Origin of the sequence: Sphingopyxis bauzanensis (assembly GCF_002205675.1) — a bacterium.
Lineage (GTDB): Bacteria > Pseudomonadota > Alphaproteobacteria > Sphingomonadales > Sphingomonadaceae > Sphingopyxis > Sphingopyxis bauzanensis.
Genome location: NZ_NISK01000001.1, coordinates 1,167,992 through 1,192,022, shown reverse-complemented (window position 1 = coordinate 1,192,022; position 24,031 = coordinate 1,167,992). Strand labels below are relative to the sequence as shown.

26 protein-coding genes and 1 riboswitch are annotated in these 24,031 nt (G+C 63.9%); of the genes, 13 read left to right on the top strand and 13 right to left on the bottom strand.

The genetic code is table 11. The features are described 5' to 3' along the window. Nucleotides 1-3: 3 nt before the first annotated feature. The 3 genes from CDQ92_RS05800 to CDQ92_RS05790 form a co-directional block, all read right to left on the bottom strand. Nucleotides 4-1,977, bottom strand: coding sequence for an ATP-binding protein (locus tag CDQ92_RS05800; protein WP_088440355.1), 1,974 nt, complete (start codon nt 1,975-1,977; stop codon nt 4-6). A gap of 113 nt (nt 1,978-2,090) precedes the next feature. Next, the gene (gene spt / locus CDQ92_RS05795; protein ID WP_088440354.1) at nt 2,091-3,293 is read right to left on the bottom strand and encodes a serine palmitoyltransferase; all 1,203 of its coding nucleotides are present in this window, start codon (nt 3,291-3,293) and stop codon (nt 2,091-2,093) included. A gap of 94 nt (nt 3,294-3,387) precedes the next feature. Next, complete coding sequence (locus tag CDQ92_RS05790; RefSeq protein WP_088440353.1) at nt 3,388-3,624, bottom strand: acyl carrier protein; 237 nt, start codon at nt 3,622-3,624, stop codon at nt 3,388-3,390. A gap of 164 nt (nt 3,625-3,788) precedes the next feature. Here CDQ92_RS05790 and CDQ92_RS05785 point away from each other — a divergent pair, with 164 nt between their 5' ends. From CDQ92_RS05785 to CDQ92_RS05765, 5 genes are all read left to right on the top strand, one after another. Further along, the gene (locus CDQ92_RS05785; RefSeq protein ID WP_088440352.1) at nt 3,789-4,361 is read left to right on the top strand and encodes a Pycsar system effector family protein; all 573 of its coding nucleotides are present in this window, start codon (nt 3,789-3,791) and stop codon (nt 4,359-4,361) included. Between the two features lie 244 nt (nt 4,362-4,605). Then, nucleotides 4,606-5,994: an MATE family efflux transporter gene (locus tag CDQ92_RS05780; protein WP_169714532.1), complete on the top strand. Its 1,389-nt coding sequence runs from the start codon at nt 4,606-4,608 to the stop codon at nt 5,992-5,994. Nucleotides 5,995-6,201: 207 nt separating this feature from the next. After that, nucleotides 6,202-6,489, top strand: a complete 288-nt coding sequence (gene groES / locus CDQ92_RS05775) for a co-chaperone GroES (protein ID WP_088440350.1) — start codon at nt 6,202-6,204, stop codon at nt 6,487-6,489. A gap of 63 nt (nt 6,490-6,552) precedes the next feature. Further along, complete coding sequence (gene groL, locus CDQ92_RS05770; protein WP_088440349.1) at nt 6,553-8,196, top strand: chaperonin GroEL; 1,644 nt, start codon at nt 6,553-6,555, stop codon at nt 8,194-8,196. A gap of 214 nt (nt 8,197-8,410) precedes the next feature. Beyond that, nucleotides 8,411-9,157: a glutaminyl-peptide cyclotransferase gene (locus CDQ92_RS05765; protein ID WP_088440348.1), complete on the top strand. Its 747-nt coding sequence runs from the start codon at nt 8,411-8,413 to the stop codon at nt 9,155-9,157. Between the two features lie 108 nt (nt 9,158-9,265). On the opposite strand, the gene CDQ92_RS05760 is transcribed toward CDQ92_RS05765, so the two are convergent. The 4 genes from CDQ92_RS05760 to CDQ92_RS05745 all read right to left on the bottom strand — a co-directional run bounded on the left by CDQ92_RS05760 (nt 9,266) and on the right by CDQ92_RS05745 (nt 11,217). Then, nucleotides 9,266-9,991 (bottom strand): DJ-1/PfpI family protein, encoded by a 726-nt coding sequence (locus CDQ92_RS05760; RefSeq protein WP_088440610.1) that lies wholly within the window; start codon nt 9,989-9,991, stop codon nt 9,266-9,268. Between the two features lie 21 nt (nt 9,992-10,012). After that, nucleotides 10,013-10,105, bottom strand: a riboswitch (ZMP/ZTP riboswitch). 34 nt (nt 10,106-10,139) lie between these two features. Further along, complete coding sequence (locus tag CDQ92_RS05755) at nt 10,140-10,349, bottom strand: hypothetical protein (RefSeq protein ID WP_088440609.1); 210 nt, start codon at nt 10,347-10,349, stop codon at nt 10,140-10,142. An 84-nt stretch (nt 10,350-10,433) separates the two neighbouring features. Then, on the bottom strand, nt 10,434-10,727 hold the full coding sequence (locus CDQ92_RS05750; RefSeq protein ID WP_088440347.1) for an entericidin EcnAB: 294 nt from the start codon (nt 10,725-10,727) through the stop codon (nt 10,434-10,436). A gap of 172 nt (nt 10,728-10,899) precedes the next feature. Continuing rightward, complete coding sequence (locus CDQ92_RS05745; protein WP_088440346.1) at nt 10,900-11,217, bottom strand: hypothetical protein; 318 nt, start codon at nt 11,215-11,217, stop codon at nt 10,900-10,902. A 229-nt stretch (nt 11,218-11,446) separates the two neighbouring features. On the opposite strand from CDQ92_RS05745, the gene CDQ92_RS05740 reads away from it, so the two are divergent. The 5 genes from CDQ92_RS05740 to CDQ92_RS05720 all read left to right on the top strand — a co-directional run bounded on the left by CDQ92_RS05740 (nt 11,447) and on the right by CDQ92_RS05720 (nt 18,235). Then, a complete protein-coding gene (locus CDQ92_RS05740; protein WP_088440345.1) occupies nt 11,447-12,439 on the top strand; it encodes an ArsR/SmtB family transcription factor in 993 nt (330 codons plus the stop codon). Then, the gene (gene metF, locus CDQ92_RS05735) at nt 12,436-13,374 is read left to right on the top strand and encodes a methylenetetrahydrofolate reductase (RefSeq protein ID WP_088440344.1); all 939 of its coding nucleotides are present in this window, start codon (nt 12,436-12,438) and stop codon (nt 13,372-13,374) included. The genes CDQ92_RS05740 and metF overlap by 4 nt, the downstream gene beginning before the upstream one ends. Then, nucleotides 13,371-14,420: a homocysteine S-methyltransferase family protein gene (locus CDQ92_RS05730; protein ID WP_088440343.1), complete on the top strand. Its 1,050-nt coding sequence runs from the start codon at nt 13,371-13,373 to the stop codon at nt 14,418-14,420. Before metF ends, CDQ92_RS05730 begins: the two co-directional genes overlap by 4 nt. 143 nt (nt 14,421-14,563) lie before the next feature. Further along, on the top strand, nt 14,564-17,188 hold the full coding sequence (gene metH, locus CDQ92_RS05725) for a methionine synthase (RefSeq protein ID WP_088440342.1): 2,625 nt from the start codon (nt 14,564-14,566) through the stop codon (nt 17,186-17,188). 123 nt (nt 17,189-17,311) lie between these two features. Then, complete coding sequence (locus tag CDQ92_RS05720; RefSeq protein ID WP_308423604.1) at nt 17,312-18,235, top strand: right-handed parallel beta-helix repeat-containing protein; 924 nt, start codon at nt 17,312-17,314, stop codon at nt 18,233-18,235. 5 nt (nt 18,236-18,240) lie between these two features. Here the strand turns inward: CDQ92_RS05720 and CDQ92_RS05715 are convergent, their stop codons facing one another. From CDQ92_RS05715 to CDQ92_RS05705, 3 genes are read right to left on the bottom strand one after another with little or no spacing between them, the layout of a single operon-like run. Beyond that, nucleotides 18,241-18,888 (bottom strand): heme exporter protein CcmB, encoded by a 648-nt coding sequence (locus CDQ92_RS05715; RefSeq protein ID WP_088440340.1) that lies wholly within the window; start codon nt 18,886-18,888, stop codon nt 18,241-18,243. Nucleotides 18,889-18,922: 34 nt separating this feature from the next. Further along, nucleotides 18,923-19,507 (bottom strand): heme ABC exporter ATP-binding protein CcmA, encoded by a 585-nt coding sequence (gene ccmA, locus CDQ92_RS05710; protein ID WP_088440339.1) that lies wholly within the window; start codon nt 19,505-19,507, stop codon nt 18,923-18,925. Continuing rightward, nucleotides 19,504-19,923, bottom strand: coding sequence for a metallopeptidase family protein (locus CDQ92_RS05705; protein ID WP_088440338.1), 420 nt, complete (start codon nt 19,921-19,923; stop codon nt 19,504-19,506). Before CDQ92_RS05705 ends, ccmA begins: the two co-directional genes overlap by 4 nt. A 51-nt stretch (nt 19,924-19,974) precedes the next feature. Here CDQ92_RS05705 and CDQ92_RS05700 point away from each other — a divergent pair, with 51 nt between their 5' ends. The 3 genes from CDQ92_RS05700 to CDQ92_RS05690 all read left to right on the top strand — a co-directional run bounded on the left by CDQ92_RS05700 (nt 19,975) and on the right by CDQ92_RS05690 (nt 22,449). Continuing rightward, entirely contained in the window at nt 19,975-20,262 is a 288-nt protein-coding gene (locus tag CDQ92_RS05700) for a 4a-hydroxytetrahydrobiopterin dehydratase (RefSeq protein ID WP_088440337.1), read from the top strand. 4 nt (nt 20,263-20,266) lie between these two features. Then, nucleotides 20,267-20,908: a YoaK family protein gene (locus CDQ92_RS05695; RefSeq protein ID WP_088440336.1), complete on the top strand. Its 642-nt coding sequence runs from the start codon at nt 20,267-20,269 to the stop codon at nt 20,906-20,908. Nucleotides 20,909-21,051: 143 nt separating this feature from the next. Beyond that, nucleotides 21,052-22,449: an amino acid permease gene (locus CDQ92_RS05690; RefSeq protein WP_088440335.1), complete on the top strand. Its 1,398-nt coding sequence runs from the start codon at nt 21,052-21,054 to the stop codon at nt 22,447-22,449. A 148-nt stretch (nt 22,450-22,597) separates the two neighbouring features. Here CDQ92_RS05690 and CDQ92_RS05685 read toward each other — a convergent pair whose 3' ends face one another. The 3 genes from CDQ92_RS05685 to CDQ92_RS05675 all read right to left on the bottom strand — a co-directional run bounded on the left by CDQ92_RS05685 (nt 22,598) and on the right by CDQ92_RS05675 (nt 23,804). After that, nucleotides 22,598-22,864, bottom strand: a complete 267-nt coding sequence (locus CDQ92_RS05685; protein WP_229667282.1) for a TFIIB-type zinc ribbon-containing protein — start codon at nt 22,862-22,864, stop codon at nt 22,598-22,600. Nucleotides 22,865-23,070: 206 nt separating this feature from the next. After that, nucleotides 23,071-23,280: a helix-turn-helix domain-containing protein gene (locus CDQ92_RS05680; RefSeq protein ID WP_088440334.1), complete on the bottom strand. Its 210-nt coding sequence runs from the start codon at nt 23,278-23,280 to the stop codon at nt 23,071-23,073. Beyond that, entirely contained in the window at nt 23,280-23,804 is a 525-nt protein-coding gene (locus tag CDQ92_RS05675) for a DUF2975 domain-containing protein (protein WP_088440333.1), read from the bottom strand. The genes CDQ92_RS05680 and CDQ92_RS05675 overlap by 1 nt, the downstream gene beginning before the upstream one ends. Between the last annotated feature and the right edge of the window lie 227 nt (nt 23,805-24,031).

Below are 24,031 nucleotides of genomic sequence, written 5' to 3'. Positions count from 1 at the left end.
GATTTAGACGGCCAGTCGCTGCCCCTCGATCGCTCGCGCATCGCCGCACCGCCGGATCGCCAAGTCCAGCGCGTTGAGGGTGAAGGGTTTGCGCAGCACGTCATGGTCGCCGAAACTGGCGACCTCGCCCGCATCGCCCGCATAGCCGGTGACGAACAAAATCGAAAGGTCGGGCCAGCGCTGTTTGAGCTGCGCGACCATCTCGGGGCCGGTCAGTTCGGGCATCAACACGTCGGACAGGATCAGGTCGAAGCCGCCCTGGCCATCGGCAAGTCGTCCCTCGACCAACGCCTCGGCCTCCAGCGGATTGCCGCAGGCGACAACAGTGTGACCGAGTTCGCTGACCGCATCGACCGTCGCGGTGAGCACGCGTTCGTCGTCCTCGACCACCAAAATCCTCAGCGCTTCGGCCGGAGTGGTCGCTCGCTCGGTCTGACCGGAAACCGGCTCTGCCACGCGGTCGGTTTGGGGGGCTGCCACCGGCAACAGCATAGCGACGCTGGTGCCTTCGCCTTCGGTCGACGAAATCTGCACCTCGCCGCCCGACTGGCGGCAAAAGGCAAAGACCTGGCTCATGCCCAGCCCCGTCCCCTGACCCGCGGGCTTGGTGGTGTAAAAGGGATCGAACACGCGCTCGAGAACCTCGGGCGCCATGCCGCAACCGGTGTCGATCACCTGCACCGCTAGCGCCTTGCCGTCATCATCGTCCAGCGTGCGGATCGTCAGCGCGCCATGTCCTTCCATCGCGTCGCGCGCATTGACGGCGAGGTTGAGCAGCGCATTTTCGAACTGCTGCCGGTCGAGCCAGCAGGCGAGGTCGCCTGCCTGCAAATCGAGTGTCAGCGCAATGCGGTCGCCAATCGTCCGCGCAATCAGCTCGGCGAACCCCGCAATGCAGGCGTCGATATCCGTCATTTCGGGGCGCGCGGGCTCGGACCGGGCAAAGGTCAGCAATCGCCGCGTCAGGTCGGCGGCGCGATTGGCGCCGTCGAGCGCGTTGGACAGGTGACGCTCGGCCTTTTCGGGGGTGTCGGGCAGCCAGCGCTGCGCAAGTTCGAGTCCGCCGACAATGACCGCCAGCATATTGTTGAAATCATGCGCGATGCCGCCGGTCAGCTGGCCGACGGCTTCCATCTTCTGCGCCTGTCGCAGCTGCGCCTCGGCCGCCGCGCGTTCGGTCATCTCGCTGCGCAGCGCGATATTGGCTTGTTCCAGCTCGGCGGTGCGCGCCTCGACCGCTTCCTCCAGCTGCATCGCGCGGTCGCTTTCGGCGACCTGCTCGCGCCGCGCAACCCGGCGTTCGGCTTCGGCGCGGACGAACGAGAAGGTCGTGCCGATTGCCACTGCGGCGATCGCAGCCCCGAGCAAGGTGAACAGCAATATCGCTTGGTTCAGGCTGGCGCGATCGTCGGCGGCGACCCGGTTGCGTTCGCGCAGCAGCGCGCGTTCATTGGCGATTATCTGGGTCAGCAAATTATCGATGCGACTGAGCACGGCATCGTGTCCCGCCGCGTGATATTTGGATATGGCTGCGACGGTCTGGTTATAGTTAGCGCTGAGTGCGGCGTCACCGAGCTGGCGACCGCGACTGTCCATTTCGGTCGTCAGTTGATCGACCAGCTTCGATTGGGCGGTGTTGTCCCGCACGCTTCGATCGAGGCGCGTCAGATATTGCCGCGCCAGCCCCCATTGCTGTTCATAGACGCGGCCGTCTTCCTTCTGCAGTCCAACGGCAAATCGGCCAAGCGCCGCCTCGGCGCGCGCGATCGAAGCGTCGAGCGAGCGGGTCTGCGAGATGACTTCCAGGCTCTGCGTCTGCCAGCCGAGAGACTGGTCGTAATTGTCGCTGGCGCGCGCGAGGAGCAGGACGAGCGCCCCGACGATGCCGGTCAACATCGTCGCCATGCCGATCGTCAGCCAGAAGCGTAACCGCTCTCGCCGCGTCTCGGTTTCGGTATCGCCATCCCGCTCGAACACGCGCTTGTCTTACCGGACATGCGCCGCGCCGCAAAGCACCGAAATCCCCGCCGATCATTCGGTGCTTCGGTTCGGCGCAAAAAGGAATCCGCTGGTCGGCGGAGCGGCTCGGCTCAGCCGATAATCCCGATGCGCTTGCCCGCGCGTTCGAAGCGGCCAAGGATTTCGCTGACCTGCTCGATCGTATGCTCGGCGCACAGCGAGCAGCGCAAGAGCGTCATATTCGCAGGGGTCGCAGGCGGGCGAGCGAGGTTGACGTACAACCCTTCCTCTAGCAGCGCCTCCCACATCATCGCGCCCTGTTCGAGGTCGGGCATGATCACCGCGATGATCGCCGATTGCGGCTCGTCTGTGCCGAGCGTGAAGCCCAGATCGCGCAGCCCCTTGTGCAGCACCTTGGAATTTTCCCACAGATGCGCGCGCTTGTTCGACCCTTGCATCAGCTTGCGGATGCTCGTCGCGGCGGTCGCGACGACACTCGGCGGAAGCGAGGCGGTGAAGACATAGGGGCGGCACACCAGCCGCAATATCTCGAACTTCGGATGGTTCGACACGCAGAAACCGCCGACGGTGCCGACACTCTTGCTGAAGGTGCCGATGATGAAATCGACATCGTCGATCACCCCCTGCGCTTCGGCGACGCCGCGGCCATTCTCGCCGATAAAGCCCATCGAATGCGCTTCATCGACCAGCACCATCGCACCATTTTCCTTGGAAACGCGGATCATCTCCTTGAGTGGTGCGACGTCGCCGAGCATCGAATAGACGCCCTCGAGTACGACCAGCTTGCCCGCTTCCGGCGGCAGGCGCTTCAGCCGTTTTTCGAGCGCTTCGACATCATTGTGGCGGAAGGCGACGATTTCGGCATTGCCCATCGCGCAGCCGTCATAGATCGACGCATGGCTGTCGATGTCGAGGATGACATAGTCGCCTTTGCCCGCGATCGTACTGATGATGCCAAGGTTCGCCTGATAGCCCGTTGAAAACACCATGGCATGATCCATGGCGTAGAATTCCTTGAGCGCTTCTTCGCACTCCTTGTGACCCTGATAGGTGCCGTTGAGGACGCGGCTACCGGTGGTGCCGCTGCCGAATTTGTCGAGCGCGTCCTTGCCTGCGGCAATGACATCCTCGTCGAACGTCATTCCCATATAATTATAGGTGCCGAGCAGGATCGTCTCGCGCCCGTTGCAGATCGCGACGGTCGGCGAGATCACCTTTTCCATCACCAGATTGTAGGGATCGGTGACCCCGGTCGCGAGCAGGGTTTCGCGCTGCTGGATCAGCGGATCGAATTTCGAGAAGAGGTCGGTCATCGTATTTCTTTCATGTTCCCCGGCGAAAGCCGGGGTCCAGAGGTGTCGCGCGGGGCCATGTGGACCCCGGCCCTCGCCGGGGAACCCCGGGGGTTCAGCCTTGCAATTTCTTGACCGCCGCGACCAGCTGGCCCACGGTCTCGATCTCGGCCTGCATGTTCATGCTGATGATGATGTCGAACGTGTCTTCGACCTCGGCGACAAAATCCATCACCGTCAGGCTGTCCCATTCAAGGTCGCCGGCAAAGGTCGTCGCGTCGGTCAGCTCGACGCCCTTTTTGTTGAAGGGACTGATCAGGCCGAAAATCTGGTCGCGCAGGGCGGTGCTCATGTGGTGCGTCCCGTAAAGATATAATGTTGCGCGCGGGCATGCCGCGCCATGGTCCGATTGGCAAGCGAATGCGGCGGGAACAGGGCAGCATCTTGCCGCTGGCGGCACTTCATGGCATCGCTGTGACGGGTCGCTGGCGCATTGCTAAGGCAGGGGGATAAGCCATGGACAGCGAAAACGCATCGACACCACCGACGCCGCCCGCGGTTTCGTTTCCGCCAAACGCGGTGCATCTGGTGCGCACCAACCAGCAACTGACGATGCAGCTGTCGCAAATGGCCGATCAAAAGGCATCAATCCTGATGGGTGCGACGTTCGTCGTGTTCACCCTCGCGGTCGGGCAGGCGCGTGCCGGGGCGGGGGCGCTGGCGATGCCGCTGACGATCCTCGCGACCTTTTCCTTCCTGTCGGCGCTACTCGCCGTATCCGCGGTGCTGCCGCGCGTCGGCAAGGCGCCGCCGATCGTGTACAAGGACGGCAAGGACCACAGCAACATCCTGTTCTTCGGCCGCTTTTCGCAGATGGAGGAGGATGAGTTCATTGACGCGGTCAAGGCGCGGCTGCGCACCGAGGAAGATCTGTACGAAACGATGCTGCGCGACACCTATCAAAACGGCATCGTTCTCGCGCGGCGCAAATATCGCTATCTGGCCTATGCGTACCGGTTGTTCGTCGTCGGGCTGACGCTGACCTTTGGGGCGTTTGCGTTCGAGATGGTCGAGATGTGGCGGGGGTGAGATAAAGCGATCCTCCCTGTCGCGAAGCCATGGGGAGGGGGGACCGCTCGCCGCAGGCGAGTGGTGGAGGGGCGACGACGTTGCGCCATGGCCCCTCCGTCAGCGCTTCGCGACAGGGAGGATTATCACGCCTGCCGCTGTTGCCTTTTTGCCACCCCCGTCCTCCAAAATCTCGCCAATCACCGCCCGCGATTGAACCGCCGCACCGCCTCGCCTATCCGGGCCGGCTATGTTGCAGCTGGCCATGCCTTTGACCTCGGAAAAGCCGCAGGGATATCGTGCGGAGTTCCGCGCGACGCTGGCGCTTGCCTGGCCGCTGATTCTGACGAATCTGACGATGTCGCTGATCGGGGCGACCGACGTGTTGATGGTCGGATGGCTGGGGCCGACCGAGCTGGCGGCCTCGTCGCTGGGCTTTAACCTGTCGATGCTGCTCGCCATTTTCGGCATGGGTCTGGTCACGGGTGCGTCGCCGCTGATGGCCAGCGAAATCGGGCGCTTCCGGCATTCGGTTCGCGATATTCGCCGGACCTTTCGGCAGACCTTGTGGCTCGTCGCGATGCTGTCGGTGCCGTTGCTGATCATCTTGTGGAACACCGGCGCGATTCTGACGCTGCTCGGTCAGGACGCGCGGCTCTCGGCGCTCGCGCAGGACTATATCCGCGCCTATATGTGGTCGATCCCGTTGTTTTTGACGACGCTGGCGTTCCGCAACTTCCTCGCCGCGCTGGAACGTCCACGCTGGTCGCTGATTGTCGGCGTGGTCGGGGTGCTAGGCAACATCTTGTTCAACTACTCGCTGATCTTCGGCAAGTTCGGGATGCCGGCGCTCGGCGTCGTCGGCGCCGGGGTGGGCAGCGTGCTCACCAACCTAGTGATGGTCGCGCTGATGATCGTGGTGGTGTGTCGCGACCGCCAGTTTCGCCGATACCATCTGCTGGGGCGGTGGTGGCGCAGCGACTGGCCGCGCTTTGCCGAAATGACGCGTATCGGTACGCCGATCGCCATCAGTCACGCGTTCGAGGCGGGGGTGTTTACCGCCGCTGTCATGCTGATGGGCTGGATTTCGACCGCCGCGGTCGCTGCGCATGCCGTGGCGCTGCAACTAGCGTCGTTGACCTTCATGGTTCCGATGGGGCTGGCGCAGGCGGCGACCGTGCGCGTCGGCATCGGCCATGGTCGCGGCGACGCCGTACACATTCGCCGCGCCGGGTGGACCAGCTTTGTCATGGGCACCGGTTTCATGGCGGTGATGGCGCTGATCATGCTGACGATCCCCGGCCATCTCGCCGGCCTGTTCATCGATCGCAGCGATCCGGCAAATGCCGAGGTCGCCGAACTGGCGGTCAGCTTCCTGATCGTTGCGGCGCTGTTCCAGGTCGCCGACGGCGCGCAGGTAGTGGCGCAGGGCATGCTGCGCGGCTTACAAGACACCTTTGTGCCGATGCTGTTCGCGTTGCTGGGTTATTGGTTCATCGGCATCGGTGTCGGCGCCTGGCTGGCTTTCGAGCGTGAGTGGGGTGGGGTCGGCATCTGGACCGGGCTCGCCATCGGTCTGGGCATCGTCGCGGTGCTGATGCTTACGCGCTGGATGCAGCGCGAACGATTGGGGTTGCTACCCTCGGCGGCATAGATTGACGGGCGGACGGCCGCGGCCGGCGACGCTATCACATCGCGTCTCGACATCCCGTTTTACGGGCGCTGCCGTTAGTGGCAGAACGCGGAAATTTTTCCGCCGCTTGCCTTGACGCTGTCGCATGACCCACCCATATGGCCGTCTGTTAGCACTCATACCCTGTGAGTGCTAAATCACATCCATTGCATCATTGGAGGGATATCCATGCAATTTCGTCCGCTGCACGACCGAGTGCTCGTCCGCCGTATCGAAGCCGAAGAAAAAACGGCTGGCGGCATCATCATTCCCGACACCGCCAAGGAAAAGCCGCAGGAAGGCGAAGTCGTCTCCGTCGGTTCGGGCGCCCGCGCCGATGACGGCAAGGTGACCCCGCTCGACGTCAAGGCCGGCGACCGCATCCTGTTCGGCAAATGGTCGGGCACCGAAGTCAAGGTCGATGGCGAAGAGCTGTTGATCATGAAGGAATCGGACATCCTCGGCGTCATCGCCTGAGCGATTTGATCGAATCTCGAGTAAAGTTGCGCAGTTTTCTGCGCCTTTGAAAGGAATAAGCCCATGGCTGCAAAAGACGTAAAATTTAGCCGCGACGCGCGCGAACGCATTATGCGCGGCGTCGACATCCTCGCCGACGCGGTGAAGGTCACCCTCGGCCCCAAGGGCCGCCACGTCGTCATCGACAAGAGCTTCGGCGCCCCGCGCATCACCAAGGACGGCGTCACCGTCGCCAAGGAAATCGAACTCAAGGACAAGTTCGAAAACATGGGCGCGCAGATGGTCCGCGAAGTTGCTTCGAAGACCAACGACCTGGCCGGTGACGGCACGACCACCGCGACCGTATTGGCGCAGGCGATCGTCCGCGAAGGCATGAAATCGGTTGCCGCTGGCATGAACCCGATGGATCTGAAGCGCGGCATCGACCTCGCGGTCACCAAGGTTGTCGAAACGATTAAGGCTCAGTCGAAGCCGGTTTCGGGCACCGCCGAAATCGCGCAGGTCGGTATCATCTCGGCCAATGGCGACACCGAAGTCGGCGAGAAAATCGCGCAGGCGATGGACAAGGTCGGCAAGGAAGGCGTGATCACCGTCGAAGAAGCCAAGGGTCTCGATTTCGAGCTCGACGTTGTCGAAGGCATGCAGTTCGACCGCGGCTACCTGTCGCCTTACTTCATCACCAACCCGGAAAAGATGCTCGTCGAGCTGGCCGATCCGTACATCCTGATCTTTGAAAAGAAGCTGTCGAACCTCCAGTCGATGCTGCCGATTCTCGAAGCGGTTGTGCAGTCGGGCCGTCCGCTGCTGATCATCGCCGAAGATATCGAAGGCGAAGCGCTCGCCACGCTGGTGGTCAACCGCCTGCGCGGCGGCTTGAAGGTCGCGGCCGTCAAGGCGCCGGGCTTCGGCGATCGCCGCAAGGCGATGCTGCAGGACATCGCGATCCTCACCAACGGTGAAATGATCAGCGAAGACCTGGGCATCAAGCTCGAAACCGTCACGCTGAACATGCTCGGCCAGGCCAAGCGCGTCACGATCGACAAGGATAATACGACGATCGTCGATGGTGCCGGCGATGCCGACACGATCAAGGGCCGCGTCGAGCAGATCCGGGCGCAGATCGAAACGACGACCAGCGATTACGACAAGGAAAAGCTGCAGGAACGTCTGGCGAAGCTCGCCGGCGGTGTTGCGGTCATCAAGGTCGGCGGCGCTTCTGAGGTCGAAGTGAAGGAACGCAAGGATCGCGTCGACGACGCCCTCCACGCAACCCGCGCTGCGGTCGAAGAAGGCATCGTCCCCGGCGGCGGTACCGCACTTCTGTACGCCACCAAGGCGCTCGAAGGCCTGACCGGCATCAACGAAGACCAGACCCGCGGCATCGACATCATCCGTCGTGCGCTGCAGGCTCCGGTTCGCCAGATCGCCGAAAACGCCGGCTTCGACGGCGGTGTCGTCGCCGGCAAGCTGTTCGACCAAAAGGACAGCAACTTCGGCTTCAACGCTTCGACCGATGTCTATGAAGATCTGGTCAAAGCCGGTGTCATCGACCCGACCAAGGTCGTCCGCATCGCGCTGCAGGACGCAGCTTCGGTTGCTGGTCTGCTGATCACCACCGAAGCCGGCATCGCCGAATCGCCCGACGACAAGCCCGCCATGCCCATGGGTGGCGGCGGCATGGGCGGCATGGGCGGCATGGACTTCTAAGTCCAAACGCTTACCGCTCGGCGCAAGCTGACAAGAAGGGCCGGGGGAGCAATCCTCCGGCCCTTTTTTCGTCGCTGCGACCGGGCCCATCATCCGGCGTCGAATTTCAGAGCAAGGGGCGCAGAATGACGAGATCGTCGGATGGGCCCCTGCCTTCGCAGAGCGCGGCGGTTCTGTCATTGCCTGTTCACGCGGCCCCGCATAGCAAGGCTGCATGAGCTTGTTCTTAGCCCTCGCCATGATCGCCGACCCGGTCCAGCCGATAGAGCGCTGCGGCTATCGTATTGTCGAGACCTATCCGCACGATACGACCAGCTTCACCCAGGGCCTGTTCTGGGACAACGGCCATCTCTACGAAGCCACCGGCCACTACGGCCGCTCACGCGTCACGCGGCTTGATCTCAAGACCGGCAAGGCGCTCGCACAGACAAAACTGCTGTCAAACCAGTTCGGCGAAGGCATCACCCGCTGGCGCGACCAGATTATCGGCGTCACCTGGCAGGGCGGGGTCGGCAACCGTTGGCGGATCAAGGATCTAAAACCCGTCGGCACGTTCAAATATTCGGGCGAGGGCTGGGGGGTAACGCTGGTCGGCGACAGCCTCGTGCTTAGTGACGGCACTTCACAACTGCGCTTTTTCGATCCCGCGACGATGACCGAGCAGCGGCGCGTGACGGTGCGCTTTGGCACCCGTCCGCTGGCGATGCTGAACGAATTGGAGACGATCGACGGCGAGGTCTGGGCCAATGTGTGGATGACCGACATGATCGTGCGGATCGACCCTGCGAATGGCAATATCAAATCCTACGTCGACCTGTCGGGACTGAAGGAACAGGCCGGCGCCACGGGACAAGACAGCGTCCTCAACGGCATCGCATGGGACGCGAAAAACAAGCGCCTGTTCGTCACCGGCAAATACTGGCCGAAGCTTTACGAAGTCGCCCTCGCGGACTGTAGTTAGCCCAATTCCGCCCTGTGCCGTGGGCATGGGGAGGGGGACCGTCCGCGAAGCGGATGGTGGAGGGGCAGAAACGGCGCGTCATGGCCCCTCCATCAGCGCTTCGCGCTGCTACCTCCCATCGCTACGCGACCGGGAGGATCCTAACGGGCCTATAAGCGCCCGCTCCATCCGCTCTGCGGCGGCGTCATACACGCGCGCTTTCAACCCGGCGGTGATCGCTGGCGGCGTGCGGTCGGGGTGGCCGCCGATATAGGGCGGGGCGGGGTCATATTCGATTGCGAGCTGGATCGCCTGCGCCACCGCGTCGCCGTGCAATCGGCCGATCAGCGTCAGCGCAAAATCGAGCCCCGACGTCACCCCGCCGCTGGTCACCAGATTGCCATCCTCGACGATTCGCGCCGTCACCGGTTCGGCGCCGACCAGCGGCAGCAGATGGGCATAGGCCCAATGCGTCGTCGCGCGCTTGCCCGTCAATAGACCGGCACGGCCGAGCAGGAAGGCGCCGGTGCAGACGCTGGTCACCCACTTTGCCCCCGCGGCCTGTCGCGCGATGAAGTCGATCGTTGCGGCATCGCCTAACGCCTCGGCGACGCCATGCCCGCCCGGGACGCAAAGGATATCGGCCTGCGGACAGCTAGCGAAATCGTCGGTCGGCAAGATCGAAAAACCGCTGTCGGTGGCGATCGGGTCGCGGCTGGCGGCAGCACTGACCAGAAGCGCACCGGGCATTCGGCATAGCGCCTGCGCGGGCGCGGTGAAATCGAGTTGGGTGATGCCCGGAATGAGCAGGAAAACGATCGTGGTAGCGGCTGGGGCGGCGGCGGTGTCGGTCATGCGGATGTCCTTGCGCTGGTCATGGATCACCCAGGCGCGCGGCTCGACATGGCCGTTTGGCCAGCCTCGTTCCCTGATGGATACCCATCTTTAGCGCCAGTCGCGAGGCCCGGGCAGGTTAACGCCGCCGTGCATCAAGGGGAAGGCGTTATTTGTTCGCCTTCGCGCGTTCGGTGGCTGTGGTGTCTGCGGGCAGGTTGTCGCGGCTTTCGAGCATTTCGGCAGCATCGTCGAGCGCCTTCGCCTCGCTGACCGTAACCCCGCCGGGACCGGGTTCGTTATCGGTGCGGCTGCACCCCGCGACCAGCATGAGCGCCGCCGCAGCGGTCAGCGCGATATTGAGTTTGCGGCTGTCCATGATCCGGTCTCCTACGAAAAAGGGCTCCATCCGCCAAGGATGGAGCCCTTTCCATAGTCGCACGCTCAGACGCGCGCCAACGACTTACTTGTCGTTGGCTTCGGCCTTGGCAGTTTCTTCTTCAATCTTGTCGCCAGCCGCATCGACGGCGTCGCCGGCAGCATTCACCGTGCCTTCGACGGCATTGCCGGCGTCGGCAGTCGCTTCGGCAGTGGCGTCGGCAGCGTCGGCTGCGCCTTCTGCCATTGCGTCGCCGGTGGCGGCAGCATCGTCAGCCATCGAGTCAGCGGTTTCGCCCGCAGCGTCCTGGGTCTTTTCCGAGCAGGCAGTGAGGCTGAAGGCCGCAGCGGCCATCGAAGCGATGAGAATCTTGCGCATGGGTAATTCCTTTCGAATGCAATGATCGAGTGACCGATCATGGCTTTAGAGGGTTAGCGATGGATCAGGGGCTTGGCAACCGCGCTGCGGTTCGCATGTCCCAAAAGGAAAAAGGGGCCGTCGGCGAACCGGCGACCCCCTTGTTCCTTCGACCGAACGGCCGGTAAGAAGCTTACTTCTTGGCTTCTTCCATCGCGCCCTTGGCAGCGTCGGCAGCTTCCTTGGCGGCGTCAGCAGCTTCGGTCGCCTTGTCGGCGGCAACGGCAGTGTCGCCAGCAGCAGCGGCGTCGGCTGCGCCTTCAGCAGCGGCGTCAGCGGTTGCTGCGGCGTCAGCAGCGCCTTCGGCAGCTTCCATCGCGCCGTCAGCAGCGCCCTCGACAGTTGCGGCCTCTTCGGTGGTGACGGCTGCGTCGTCGGCAGCCTTTTCACCGCAAGCGGCGAGGCCGAGCGACGCGGCAAGGACGAGCGACATGGTGATCGATTTTTTCATTTGGGAAACCCCTCTCGGATTGAACTGATCGACCGGCACAGGAACAGATCGATCCCGGAATATGCCAATCACGCGCAGAAATAGTCGCTCGGCAAATGGCGTGCAACGTCCTTTTTCTCGCGGGCCGGGATGTTTGGGCGCAAAGCCTATCGGGTCTGGCCCCACGTGGCTGAAATAGGGGAGCAGGCACTGGTTGACCGCATATAAAGAAATCTTTATATGCGTAACCATGAGCGAGCTGATCGACATCTTTCGTGCCCTGGCTGACCCGACGCGCTTGCGAGTCGTTGCGCTGCTGCGCGAAATGGAACTGGCGATCGGCGAACTGGCGGTCGTACTCGATCAGAGCCAGCCGCGCGTCTCGCGCCATGTCCGTATCCTCGTTGAAGCGGGGATTGTCGAGCGGCGGCGCGAAGGGAGCTGGGTGTTCCTGCGGATCGCCAAGGACGGACCGATTGCCGACATCATCGGCCAAGCCGAAAGCTGGCCGTTTTCAACGCGCGAGGCGCTCGTCATCGCGCATGACGCGCGGCGGCTGGCGGCGGTGCGCGACGAACGCGCTGCGGTGGCTGCACGCTATTTTGCCGAACATGCCGCCGAATGGGACGCGATCCGTTCGCGCCACGTCGCCGAAAGCGAGGTCGAGGCGGCCATGCTGGCGATGATGCACAACCGTCGTTTGGGCCATCTGCTCGACATCGGCACGGGCACCGGCCGGATGGCAGAAATATTCGCGCCGACTGCGCGCCGGATCACCGCGCTCGATCGTAGCCCCGAAATGCTGCGCATCGCGCGCGCTAAGCTGGCGGGGCAGGCGGTCCCGGTCGATCTGGTGCAGGGCGATTTCCTGAACCTGCCGGTCGGCGACGCCAGCGTCGACAGCATCGTCATCCATCAGGCGCTGCACTTTGCGCACGAGCCCGATCGGGTGATTGCCGAAGCGAGCCGGGTGCTGCGCGGCGGCGGACATCTGCTGATCGTCGATTTCGCGCCGCATGATGATGAGGCGCTGCGCGATCAGGCGGCGCACGCACGCCTCGGCTTTTCGGACGCGCAGATCCGCGGCTGGTTCGCTTCGGCCGGGTTGCTGCTCGAAAACACCCAAACGCTCGAAGGCGGCGAGCTGGTCGTCAAGCTCTGGCTCGGCCGCCGTCGCAGCGACGAAGATCAACCGCCGGTCGCCCATGATGGCGACGGGCAAAGCAAAAGGCTTGCGGCATGACGTCGAACTTGAACTCGCTCGCGGAAGCGCGCCGCGCCGCGGCATCGCCGCTGTTCGCCAATCTGGACGGAGACATCGGCGTCAGCTTCGAATTTTTTCCGCCCAAGACCGAAAAGATGGAAGCGCAGTTGTGGGACACGTTCCGCACGCTTGAACCGCTGGCGCCGCGTTTCGTGTCGGTCACCTATGGCGCCGGCGGTTCGACGCGCGAACGCACTCATGCGACCGTCGCGCGCATCGCCGCCGAAAGCGCCGTACCGCCCGCGGCCCACCTGACCTGCGTCGAGGCATCGCGCGCGGAAATCAACGAGGTGGCGGAAGCCTATTGGGAGGCCGGAGTGCGGCACATTGTGGCGCTGCGCGGCGATGTGCCGGGCGGGGCGCCGTACAGCGCGCATCCGGAGGGCTATGCCAATGCCGTCGAACTGGTCGCTGGATTGAAGGCAGTTGCGCCGTTTGAAATCTCGGTCGCCGCCTATCCTGAAACGCACCCCGACGCCGATTGTCCGCAGGCCGATCTCGACAATCTGAAGCGTAAGCTCGACGCCGGGGCAACGCGCGCGATCACGCAGTTCTTTTTCTCGCCCGACAGCTTTCTGCGTTTCCGAGATAAGGCTGCCGCATCTGGGATCGACGCGCCGATCATTCCGGGCATCCTGCCGGTGTCGAATGTGTCGCAGACGCGCCGTATCGCCGACATGTGCGGCACCGCGATTCCGGCGTGGATGGTGTCGCTGTTCGACGGCCTCGACGATCATCCCGCCGCGCGCCAACTGGTGGCGGCGACCATTGCCGCCGAAATGTGCCGCCGCCTGTACGCGGGCGGGGTACGCGATTTCCATTTTTACACATTGAACCGCGCCGAACTCAGCTATGCCATCTGTCATCTGCTGGGATTGCGTCCGGTTTCGTCCGCGAAGGATCAGGCAGCATGACAAGCGCACGCGAAGCATTGGTGGCGGCGGCGAAGGAGCGCATCCTGCTCACCGACGGCGGCTGGGGGACGCAGATCCAGGATCGCAAGCTGGTCGAGGCCGACTATGCCGGAAACCTTGGCCTGACCCACGACCAGAAAGGCAACAACGACATTCTTGCGCTGACCCGCGCCGACGTGGTCACCGCGATCGGCGAAGCTTATCTGGCGGCGGGGTCGGACATCGTGTCGACCAACACCTTCAGCGCCAACCGGATCAGCCAGGCCGACTATGGCGCCGAACATCTCGTCGCCGCCATCAACCATGAAAGCGCGCGATTGGGGCGCGAAGCCGCCAACAAGTATGAGGCGCTGGACGGTCGCCGCCGCTTTATCGCGGGCGCGGTAGGGCCGACGAACAAGACGCTGTCGCTGTCGCCCGATGTCAACAATCCCGGATACCGCGAGATCGATTTCGACGAGTTGAAGGACGTGTATCTGGAACAGGTCGTCGCGCTGGCCGAGGGCGGAGCGGACTTCATTCTGATCGAGACGATCTTCGATACGCTCAATGCCAAGGCGGGGATCGCTGCGGTGCTGGAGGCCGAGGCGAAGGTCGGCCGCGAGCTGCCGCTGATGATTTCGATGACGCTCACCGACCTGTCGGGCCGCAACCTTTCGGGGCACACGGTCGAGGCGTTCTGGTACGCGGTACGCCACGCGAAGCCGCTGACCATCGGGCTGAACTGCTCGTTCGGCGCGGCGCAGCTGCGTCCGCACGTAAAGGTTCTCTCCGAAATCGCCGATGCGCTGGTGATGGTCTATCCGAACGCTGGCCTTCCCAATGAACTCGGCGAATATGACGAACTGCCCGACACCACAGCGGAGCTGGTGTGCGAATGGGCCGAGCATGGGCAGGTCAACATCCTCGGCGGTTGCTGCGGTTCGACCCCCGCGCATATCGCGGCGATGGCAAGAGCGGTGGTGGGCTTGCCCGCGCGGCAGATTCCGCAAGTGCCGGTGCGGACGCGGCTCGCGGGACTGGAGCCATTCACGATGGCGGCGTGACTTTATCCCCTCCCCTTCGGGGGAGGGGCAGTGAGACTTGCCAGCTTGCTGGCTAGTCGCAGCGGGGTGGGCCAAGCGGCCTCGCTCCCTCCTGCGACCCCAACCCCAACCCCACCCCTGAAGGTGGGGCTCGAAAGCATGACATGACCGAGACAACCGCCTCCGCCACCAACTTCGTCAATATCGGCGAGCGCACCAACGTCACCGGATCGGCAGCGTTCAAGAAGCTGATTCTCGCCGACGATTATGCCGCGGCGGTCGAGGTTGCGCGCCAGCAGGTCGAGAATGGTGCGCAGGTGATTGACGTCAACATGGACGAGGGGCTGCTCGACGCCGAATATGCGATGACGACCTTCCTGAAGCTCATCGCCGCCGAACCCGACATCGCACGGGTACCGGTGATGATCGACAGCTCAAAATGGAGCGTGATCGAGGCGGGGCTGAAATGCGTCCCCGGCAAGCCGATCGTCAATTCGATCAGCATGAAGGAAGGCGAAGAGGCTTTTCTCGACCATGCCCGCAAATGCAGGGCTTACGGCGCCGCGGTGGTCGTCATGGCGTTCGACGAGGTCGGGCAGGCCGACACGATGGACCGCAAGATCGAAATTTGCGAGCGCGCCTACAAACTGCTGATGACCATCGGCTTTCCCCCCGAGGACATCATCTTCGATCCTAACGTCTTCGCGGTCGCGACGGGGCTGGAAGAGCATGACAATTATGCGGTCGACTTCATCGAGGCGGTAAAGGTGATCCGCGTTCGCTGTCCGCACGTTCATTTCTCGGGCGGCCTGTCGAACCTGTCGTTCGGCTTTCGCGGCAACGAGACAGTACGCCGCGCGATGCACAGTGTCTTCCTTTATCATGCGATCCCCGCCGGGCTCGATATGGCGATCGTCAACGCCGGACAGCTCGACGTGTACGACACGATCGACCCCGAACTGCGCGAGGTGTGCGAGGATGTCGTGCTTAACCGCAAGAAAGACGGCGAGGCCGAAAGCCCGACCGAACGTCTGATCGCGCTCGCCGAACGCTATAAGGGCAGCAACCCCGCGCAGGAAAAGGCCGCCGAGGAATGGCGCGGCTGGGACGTCGCCAAGCGGCTCGAACATGCGCTGGTCAAGGGCATCGACGCCTATGTCGTCGAAGACACCGAAGAAATGCGCCAGCTGTTGCCGCGCCCGATCGAGGTGATCGAGGGGCCGTTGATGGACGGCATGAACGTCGTCGGCGACCTGTTCGGATCGGGCAAGATGTTCCTGCCGCAAGTCGTCAAATCAGCGCGCGTGATGAAGAAGGCGGTAGCGCATTTGCTGCCCTTTATCGAAGCCGCCAAAGAGCCGGGCGCGAAGGGCAAGGGCAAGGTTGTGATGGCGACCGTCAAGGGCGACGTTCACGACATCGGCAAGAATATCGTCGGCGTCGTGCTGCAATGTAATGGCTTCGAGATCGTCGACCTTGGCGTCATGGTGCCGTGGTCGAAAATCCTTGAGGCGGCGAACGAGAATGACGCCGACATGATCGGCCTCTCCGGCCTGATCACCCCCTCGCTCGACGAGATGGTGACGGTTGCCGAGGAAATGCAGCGCGCCGGGATGACGATGCCGCTGCTGATCGGCGGCGCGACGACGTCGAAGGTCCACACCGCGCTGCGCATCGATCCGGCCTATCAGGGGCCGGTGCTCCACGTCCTCGACGCGAGCCGCGCCGTAGGCGTGGCGACGGCGCTCGTCAGCGACACCGGGCGCGACGCCTATGTGCAGGGTTACAAGGACGACTATGGCCATATCCGCGACGTGCGCGCGGGCAAGGGGCAGAGCGTCCTCCACACCCTCGAAGAAGCGCGCGCGAATTATTACGACGCCTATCTCAGCGACAAACCCGCGCCGCCGCTGCAACCCGGGCTGCACCGCTTCGACGACTGGTCTCTCGACGATCTGCGCGACTGCATCGACTGGACGCCCTTCTTTCGTGCGTGGGAATTGCACGGCACCTGGCCGTCGATCATGGACGACGAGGTCGTCGGCGAGACAGCGCGGGCGCTGAAGGCCGACGCTGACGCGATGCTCGACCAGCTGATCGCCGAAAAATGGCTGACCGCGCGTGGTGTCTGCGCCTTCTGGCCCTGCGCGCGCGACGGTGACGATGTCACGCTCCATATTGTCGAAGAAGAGCGCCATGTGACGCTCCCCTTCCTGCGCCAGCAGATCAAGAAAAGCCGCGACCGCGCTAATATGTGCCTTGCCGACTTCATCGATCCGGCGGGCGACTGGATCGGCGGCTTCGCGGTCGGCATCCATGGTATCGAGCCGCATTCCGAGCGCTTCCGCGCCGACAAGGACGATTATTCCGACATCCTGCTGAAAGCCCTGGCGGATAGGTTCGCCGAGGCGTTCGCCGAGCGGCTGCACCAGCATGTCCGCACCACACTGTGGGGCTATGCGCCCGGCGAGCAGCTGACTAACGAGGCGCTGATCAAGGAAGAATATCGCGGCATCCGTCCGGCACCGGGCTATCCCGCCTGTCCCGATCACAGCCTGAAACCGATCCTGTTCGATCTGCTCGCGGCAGGGGATAATGCCGGGCTGGTGCTGACCGAAAATTTTGCCATGTTGCCGACCGCGGCGGTCAGCGGCTTTTACTTCGGCCACCCCGAAAGCCAGTATTTCGGCGTGGCGCGCATCGGCAGCGACCAGCTGGAGGATTATGCGCGGCGCCGCGGCGTTGACCTGGAGACCGCGACGCGCTGGCTGCGGCCCAATCTGGATTAACCTGATCGGACGCGTCTGTCCGACAACGGGACGGGCGGCCGGTTAACCGCCTTCGCGAACGACTGGCGGCGCGAAACGCGCTATAACGATTGCATGGTAAAGTCTCTGCTCCGTCGGCCCCTGTTGCCGCTGTTCGCCCTGCCGCTCCTCGCCGTCCCGGCACCTCTGCCCGCGCAGACTGCCGGTGCGCCCTACAGCATTGATGACCAGAGCTTCGGACGGCTTCAGGACGCGGTCGATGCGATCGGTGAAGGCGAGGGAACGATCCGCATAGCCCCCGGCTATCACCGCGACTGTGCCGTACAGACCGCGGGACGCATCGCCTTTGTCGCCGCCGAACCCGGCCGGGCGATCTTCGACGGCGTCACCTGCGAGGGCAAAGCCGCGCTGGTACTGCGCGGCGCGGGCGCGCGGATCGACGGGCTGGTGTTCCAGAACATGCGCGTTCCCGACGGCAATGGCGCTGGCATCCGGCTCGAAACGAGCGACCTCGATGTCGTGAACGCGATGTTCCGCAACAGCGAAGAAGGTATTTTGACTGCCGACGATCCGGGCGCAACGCTGACCATCGACCGCTCGACCTTCTCGCGCCTCGGTCGCTGCGACCGTGGGCTCAGCTGCGCGCACAGCGTCTATACTGGCGTTTACGGCAAGGTCGTCGTGACGCGGACTCGGTTCGAAAAGGGCAGTGGCGGACACTATCTCAAAACCCGCGCGATGACGGTCGACATCAACGACAATAGTTTCGACGACACGCAGGGAACCAGCACCAATTACATGATCGACCTCCCGTCGGGATCGGTCGGCCAGATCGCGAACAACATGTTCGTGCAGGGGCGCAACAAGGAAAATTATTCGGCGCTCATCGCCGTCGCAGCCGAGGAACGCAAGAACCCGTCGCGCGGTCTGGCGATCGCGGGCAATCGCGCCAGCCTGCCGCTGGGATTAAACCGCAAATCGGTGTTCGTCGCCGACTGGAGCGGTGAAGCACTGGCCATTGGCGCGAATGAACTGGGCGCCGGCCTGACGCGGTTCGAGAAACGATAAAGCGGCTATTCCCTGAGCCCGCGCATCGCCGCACCCGCGGCAAACGGCCCGATCATCGTCAGCAGCAAACTCGTCGCGGCCAGCAATTTCATCGCCCCGCGCCCTGACGGGTCGAGCATCCCGGCGCCAAAGATCAGCAGCGGCACCGCCAGCGGCAGCACCAGCAGCCCGCCAATCGCGCTGCCGCCCTTCAACCCCGCGGTCAGCGCCGCGCTAAGCACCGCCAGCGACGCCAGCGCCGGGATCGCAATCGCAATCCCCGTCGCCAGCACCTCCACCCGCGCCGCATCCTGCGCCAGCAACGCCGCCGCCGGGAACAAGGCGATCATCAGTGGCAGCCCGAACGCAATCGCGTGACCCAAAATCTTCACCGCCGCGATCACCTCGTCGGCGATCCCGCGCACCGCCAGCTGGTCGAGCACCCCGGCATCGCGGTCGGGCCGCACCAGCCGGTCGATCGGCAGCAACGCCGCCAGCAACGCCGCGACCCAAACCATCCCGCCGCCCGCACGCCGCAGTAACGGCGCGTCGGGCCCCACCGCGAATGGAAAGGCGGTCGCGACGAGCAGGAAGAACAGCACTGGCAACCACAACGCCCCGCTGCCCCACGCGCGTTTCAGGTCGCGCCAGAACAGGGCGAGGAGGGTAGTCACTGCGCTTCTCCCTCAATGACGAAGTGACAGAGCATCATGCCAGCGCCCCCATGTCCAGCTCCGCCAGATCGGCAATCCCCAACGCAAAATGCGACGCCAGCAACACCGCTCCGCCATTCGTCCGGTGCGCCGCAATCGCCGCCATCAGCCGACCTTGCGCCGCATCGTCCATCCCGTTCGCGGGCTCGTCGAGCAGCCAGATCGATGCTCCCGACGCGATCACGCGGACCATCGCGGCGCGCTTGCGCTGCCCGGTCGACAGCATCGCCACCGGCACCTCGCTCAGCGGCGCCATCGCCATCGCCGTCATCGCGCGGTCGACCGCATGGCCATCGACGGTATCGACCCGCGCCCAGAAATCGAGCGCGCGGCGCAGCGGCAGTTCGGCGTCGAGCGCCGAGGCCTCGTCGATCAGCGCGCAGCGCCCGCGGCGCTCCACCGTCCCCGCCGCGGCGTGCAGCAGCCCCGCGGCCAGCCGGATCAGGCTCGACTTGCCCGCGCCATTCGGCCCGCGCAGCCACAGCGCGTCGCCGGGCGCCAGTGCCAGCGACAGGTTTTCGAACAGCAGCCGGTCGCCACGGATGCACGCCACCCCATCAAGCCGCAAAAGCTCGCTCACGCCATATCCTCGAGCGTGTGCATATCATCGTCCGAAAAACCGAAATGATGCCCGATCTCGTGGATCAGCACATGCCGCACCAGCCGGTCGAGCCGCTCACCGGTTTCGATCCATTCGACCAGTATGGGAATGCGGTACAGCGTCACCCGGTCGGGCATCCCGCCGCTCTCACCGATGCTGCGCTCGGTCAGCGGCCGCCCTTCGTACACCCCGGTCAGGTCATAGGGATGTTCGATGTCGAGCGATTTCAGCACCTCGTCGTCGGCAAATTCTTCGATCAGAATCACCACGCCCTGAAGATGCGGCAGAAACACCGCGGGCATCGTGTCGAGCGCGACCTCGGCCATCGCGAACATCGCGTCGGCATCGGGCGCGGTTCCGGACCATCCGGCTGGCAGGGCAGACTTGTCGGTCATCGCGCCCTTCCTTATGGCGGCGTCACGGCCTTTACCAGCGGGAGAAGAAACATGGTCCAGAAACTCGACGACGACGCCCGCACCGCGCTGCTCACCCGCTTCCGCGACTGGACGCACGATCCCACCCGCGACGCGATCACCCGCCGCTTCACCTTCGACGACTTCGCCCAGGCGTTCGGCTTCATGACCAGCGTCGCGATCATCGCCGAAAAAATGGACCATCACCCCGAATGGTCGAACGTCTATAACCGCGTCGACATCTTGCTGACGACGCACGACGCTGACGGCCTGTCGGAGCGCGATGCCAAGCTGGCCGAAGCCATCGAGCGGCTGCTCTGATCGCATGATCCGCTTCGACCCCTCGCATCAACTGCTCGCCGTCGGGGTCGCCATCCTAGCGGGGTTTGTCGATGCCATCGGCTTCGTCGAATCGGCGGGCTTTTTCGTCTCGTTCATGACCGGTAATTCGACCCGGCTCGCGGTCGGGCTGGCCGAGGCGCAGCACGCTGCGCTGGTCGCCGCGATCATCATTGCGGTGTTCATCGCCGGGGTGGTGGCGGGATCGCTGGTCGGCGCGGGCGCCGGGCGGCGGCGCACACCCGCAGTGCTGCTCGGCGTCACCATCTTGCTGACCATAGCCACCTTGCTGCGGCTGGAGGGCGAGGGCTGGAGCGCCATCCTGTCGCTTGCACTCGCCATGGGCGTTGCCAACACCGCCATCGCGGGCCGCGACGGGTCGGTGATCGGGGTTACCTATATGACCGGCACTTTGGTTCAGATGGGGCAAAAGATCGCCAATGCCGTGCGCGGCGAAGGCGATCGGCGCTGGCTGCACCACCTCGGCCTGTGGGCGGCGCTCGTCGGCGGCGCTTTGCTCGGCGCGCGCGCCGTCATCTGGTCACCGCCGCTAGCCTATGCACTCGCCGTTGCGCTGGCCGCGGTGCTGGCGCTGCGTGCGGGCTGGATCGTCCGCAATGTCGGGTAGTGGCTGGCCAAGCGACCTTCATGGGACCGTCCGCTGCCTACGCCGAAGCTGCCGTTCCACACGATTTTCACGGCGCATCTTGCGCTCATGTCACACCGGCCTAAAAGGCAGGAAAAATTTTTTCCTTTAGGAGAGGGGTCTCAATGTCTGACAGCCTGCTGCGCCGTAAACCGATCGTTCCGGAACCGCAGGACGGGCATGGGCTCGCCCGCACGCTCGGCTGGCCACATCTGATCGCACTCGGCGTTGGGGCGATTGTCGGCACCGGCATTCTCACGCTGATCGGCGTCGGCGCTGACAAGGCTGGCCCTGCCGTAATCTTCGCGTTCGGTATTGCCGGCCTGATCTGCGCCTGCGCGGCGCTCGCCTATGCCGAAATGGCAACAATGATCCCTGCGTCGGGCAGCGCCTATACCTACTCCTATGTCGTGATTGGAGAACTCATCGCCTGGGTCGTCGGGTGGAGCCTCATCCTCGAATATTCGCTGGTGGTCAGCGCGGTCGCGGTCGGCTGGTCGGGCTATGCCGCGCCCTTGCTGGAGGCATGGGCGGGTGTGCCGATGGCGCTGATGCAGGGGCCGGAACTCGGCGGCATCGTCAACCTGCCGGCGATCGCGATCATCGCGGTGGTCGCGGGGCTGTTGCTCGTCGGCACGCGCGAAAGCGCGACGCTCAACGCGATCCTCGTCGTCGTGAAAGTGATTGCGCTGGTGATCTTTGTCGCGGTCGCGCTCCCCGCGTTCAACGCCGCCAATCTTGAACCCTTTAGCCCTTATGGCTTTGCCAAGCATATGGGCCCGGACGGGGTCGAGCGCGGCGTGATGGCCGCTGCGGCGATCATCTTTTTCGCCTTCTACGGCTTCGACGCCATTGCGACGGCGGCGGAAGAAACGAAAAACCCCGACCGCGATCTCAAGATCGGTATTGTCGGGTCGATGTTCGTTTGCGTCGTCATCTATATCGCGGTTGCGGTCGCTGCGGTCGGTGCGATTGCGTACACCCGCTTCGCCAACAGCCCCGAACCGCTGGCGCTGATCTTGCGCGAACTCGGCAGCCCGCTGGCGGCGCAATATCTCGCGGTGTCGGCGATCATCGCGCTTCCGACCGTCATCCTCGCCTTCTTCTATGGCCAGAGCCGCATCTTCTTCACCATGGCGCGCGACGGCCTGCTGCCCGCCAGCCTCGCGACCCTGTCGTCGCGCGGTACCCCGGTGCGCATCACTATCTTCACCGCGCTCGTCGTCGCCGTGCTCGCGGGCTTTATCCCGCTCGGCGAACTCGCGGCGCTCGCCAATGCCGGAACGCTCGCCGCATTCACCGCGGTGTCGATCTGCATGCTGATCATGCGCGTCCGCGCCCCCGACGCCCCGCGCACTTTCCGCGCCCCGATGCCGTGGCTGATCGGCACCATCGCGGTGCTCGGCTGTATCTATCTTTTCTTCAGCCTGCCGGCACAGACGCAGCTGTGGTTTCTGGTGTGGAACGTTGTCGGGCTGGGGGTCTATTTCCTCTACGCCCGGCGGAATGCGGTGGTGGGCTGACTAAGTTCGTCCCTGTGGCGGAGCCACAGGGAGGCGGACCGTCGCCGTAGGCGATGGTGGAGGGGCGGCGACTTCCCGCTAAGGCCCCTCCGTCAGCGCTTCGCGCTGCCACCTCCCCATCGCTTCGCGACAGGGCGGATCGTTCAGCTCAGTCAAACAACTCGCTCAAAAAGCTCTTCTTGTAATTCTTCTTGTAAGGCTTGCCGCCATAATAGCGGTCGTCATGGCCATGCTCGCGATACTGCGGCTGCTGCTGATAGGGCTGCGGCGGCGGAGGCGGCGGTGCCGACGCACGCGGGGCAGGGGCGGCCGCCGCTTCGCTGCGCTCGATAATCTTGTCGAGCTCGCCGCGGTCCAGCCACACGCCGCGGCACTGGGGGCAATAATCGATTTCGATCCCCTGCCGCTCCGACATCGTCAAATTCACGCGGCAGGTCGGGCAAAGCAGGCCTTGGGGGTCGGTCACGGATGATCCTTTTATCGGTTGCGAAAACGGCGGCTGGAAAAGCCGCCGAATGGTCCAACGCATCATTGCAGATTCGCGTTCCGCGTCAAACCGACAAAGAAAACCCCGCTCCAGCCAGAGGGCGGAGCGGGGTCAGGGTCCGGCCGGCGGCGCGGTCAGCGTTCGGTTTCGAACACCAACAGGTCGCCCGGCTGGCATTCCAGCTCGGTGCAAATCGCTTCCAGCGTCGAAAAGCGCATCGCCTTCGCCTTGCCGGTTTTCAGGATCGACAGATTGGCCAGCGTGATTCCGATGCGGTCGGACAGGTCGGTCAGCGTCATCCGCTTGGCGTGCAAAAGGTCATCCAGTTTCACGACGATCGCCATCACACGGTCCCTTCCAGCTCGTCGCGCATCGCGGCGCCCTGTTCGAACACCGCCGCCAGGACAAAGGCGAGCAGGATCGCGAGCAGGCTGCTGATCGAAAGGCCGCCCATCTCGCTGAACTCGCTGCCCGCCTTGGCGATGCTGCTGGCGGTCCAGTGCAGGGGGATGGCCAGCAACTGGACCGCGACCAGCGCCCAGCCGATCCGGCGCAGTCGTGCCGCATTGTCGACGATAAAGGGATCACGCGCCGCGCTGGCGACCAGCGCCTGCAACTGGCGGATGATATAGCCCGCTGCGGTCAGGATCGCGACGAGCAACAGCATCAGCACGCCCAGCGGAAAGTGCATCGTTGTCGCGTCGATGAACTCGGGGGTGCTACGAATTTCGGTCATCACCTCGGGCCAGGCGACGACCAGCGCGACCGCGACCCCGGCAACGACAAGGGCTGCGGCGATGATCAGCCCCAGCGTCAGCCAGAGCAAGCCGCGGGTCGCGCGGAGCAGGGTGGGGTTGGCAGTAGGCATATCGTTCTCCGATAGATTGCTTATCGAAGAACAATATAAAGCGAGGCATGCTTACCGTCAATCGATATTATTGAAGAACGATAAGAACGCATCACCGCACTCGTCATTGCGAGCGGAGCGGGCCGAAGGCGGCCATAGGCTGACCTATTTAGAGCGGTTTACGCACGCGCTGGATTGCCGCGACGCCTTCGGCTCCTCGCAATGAGGATAAGATAAGGCGTGACGAC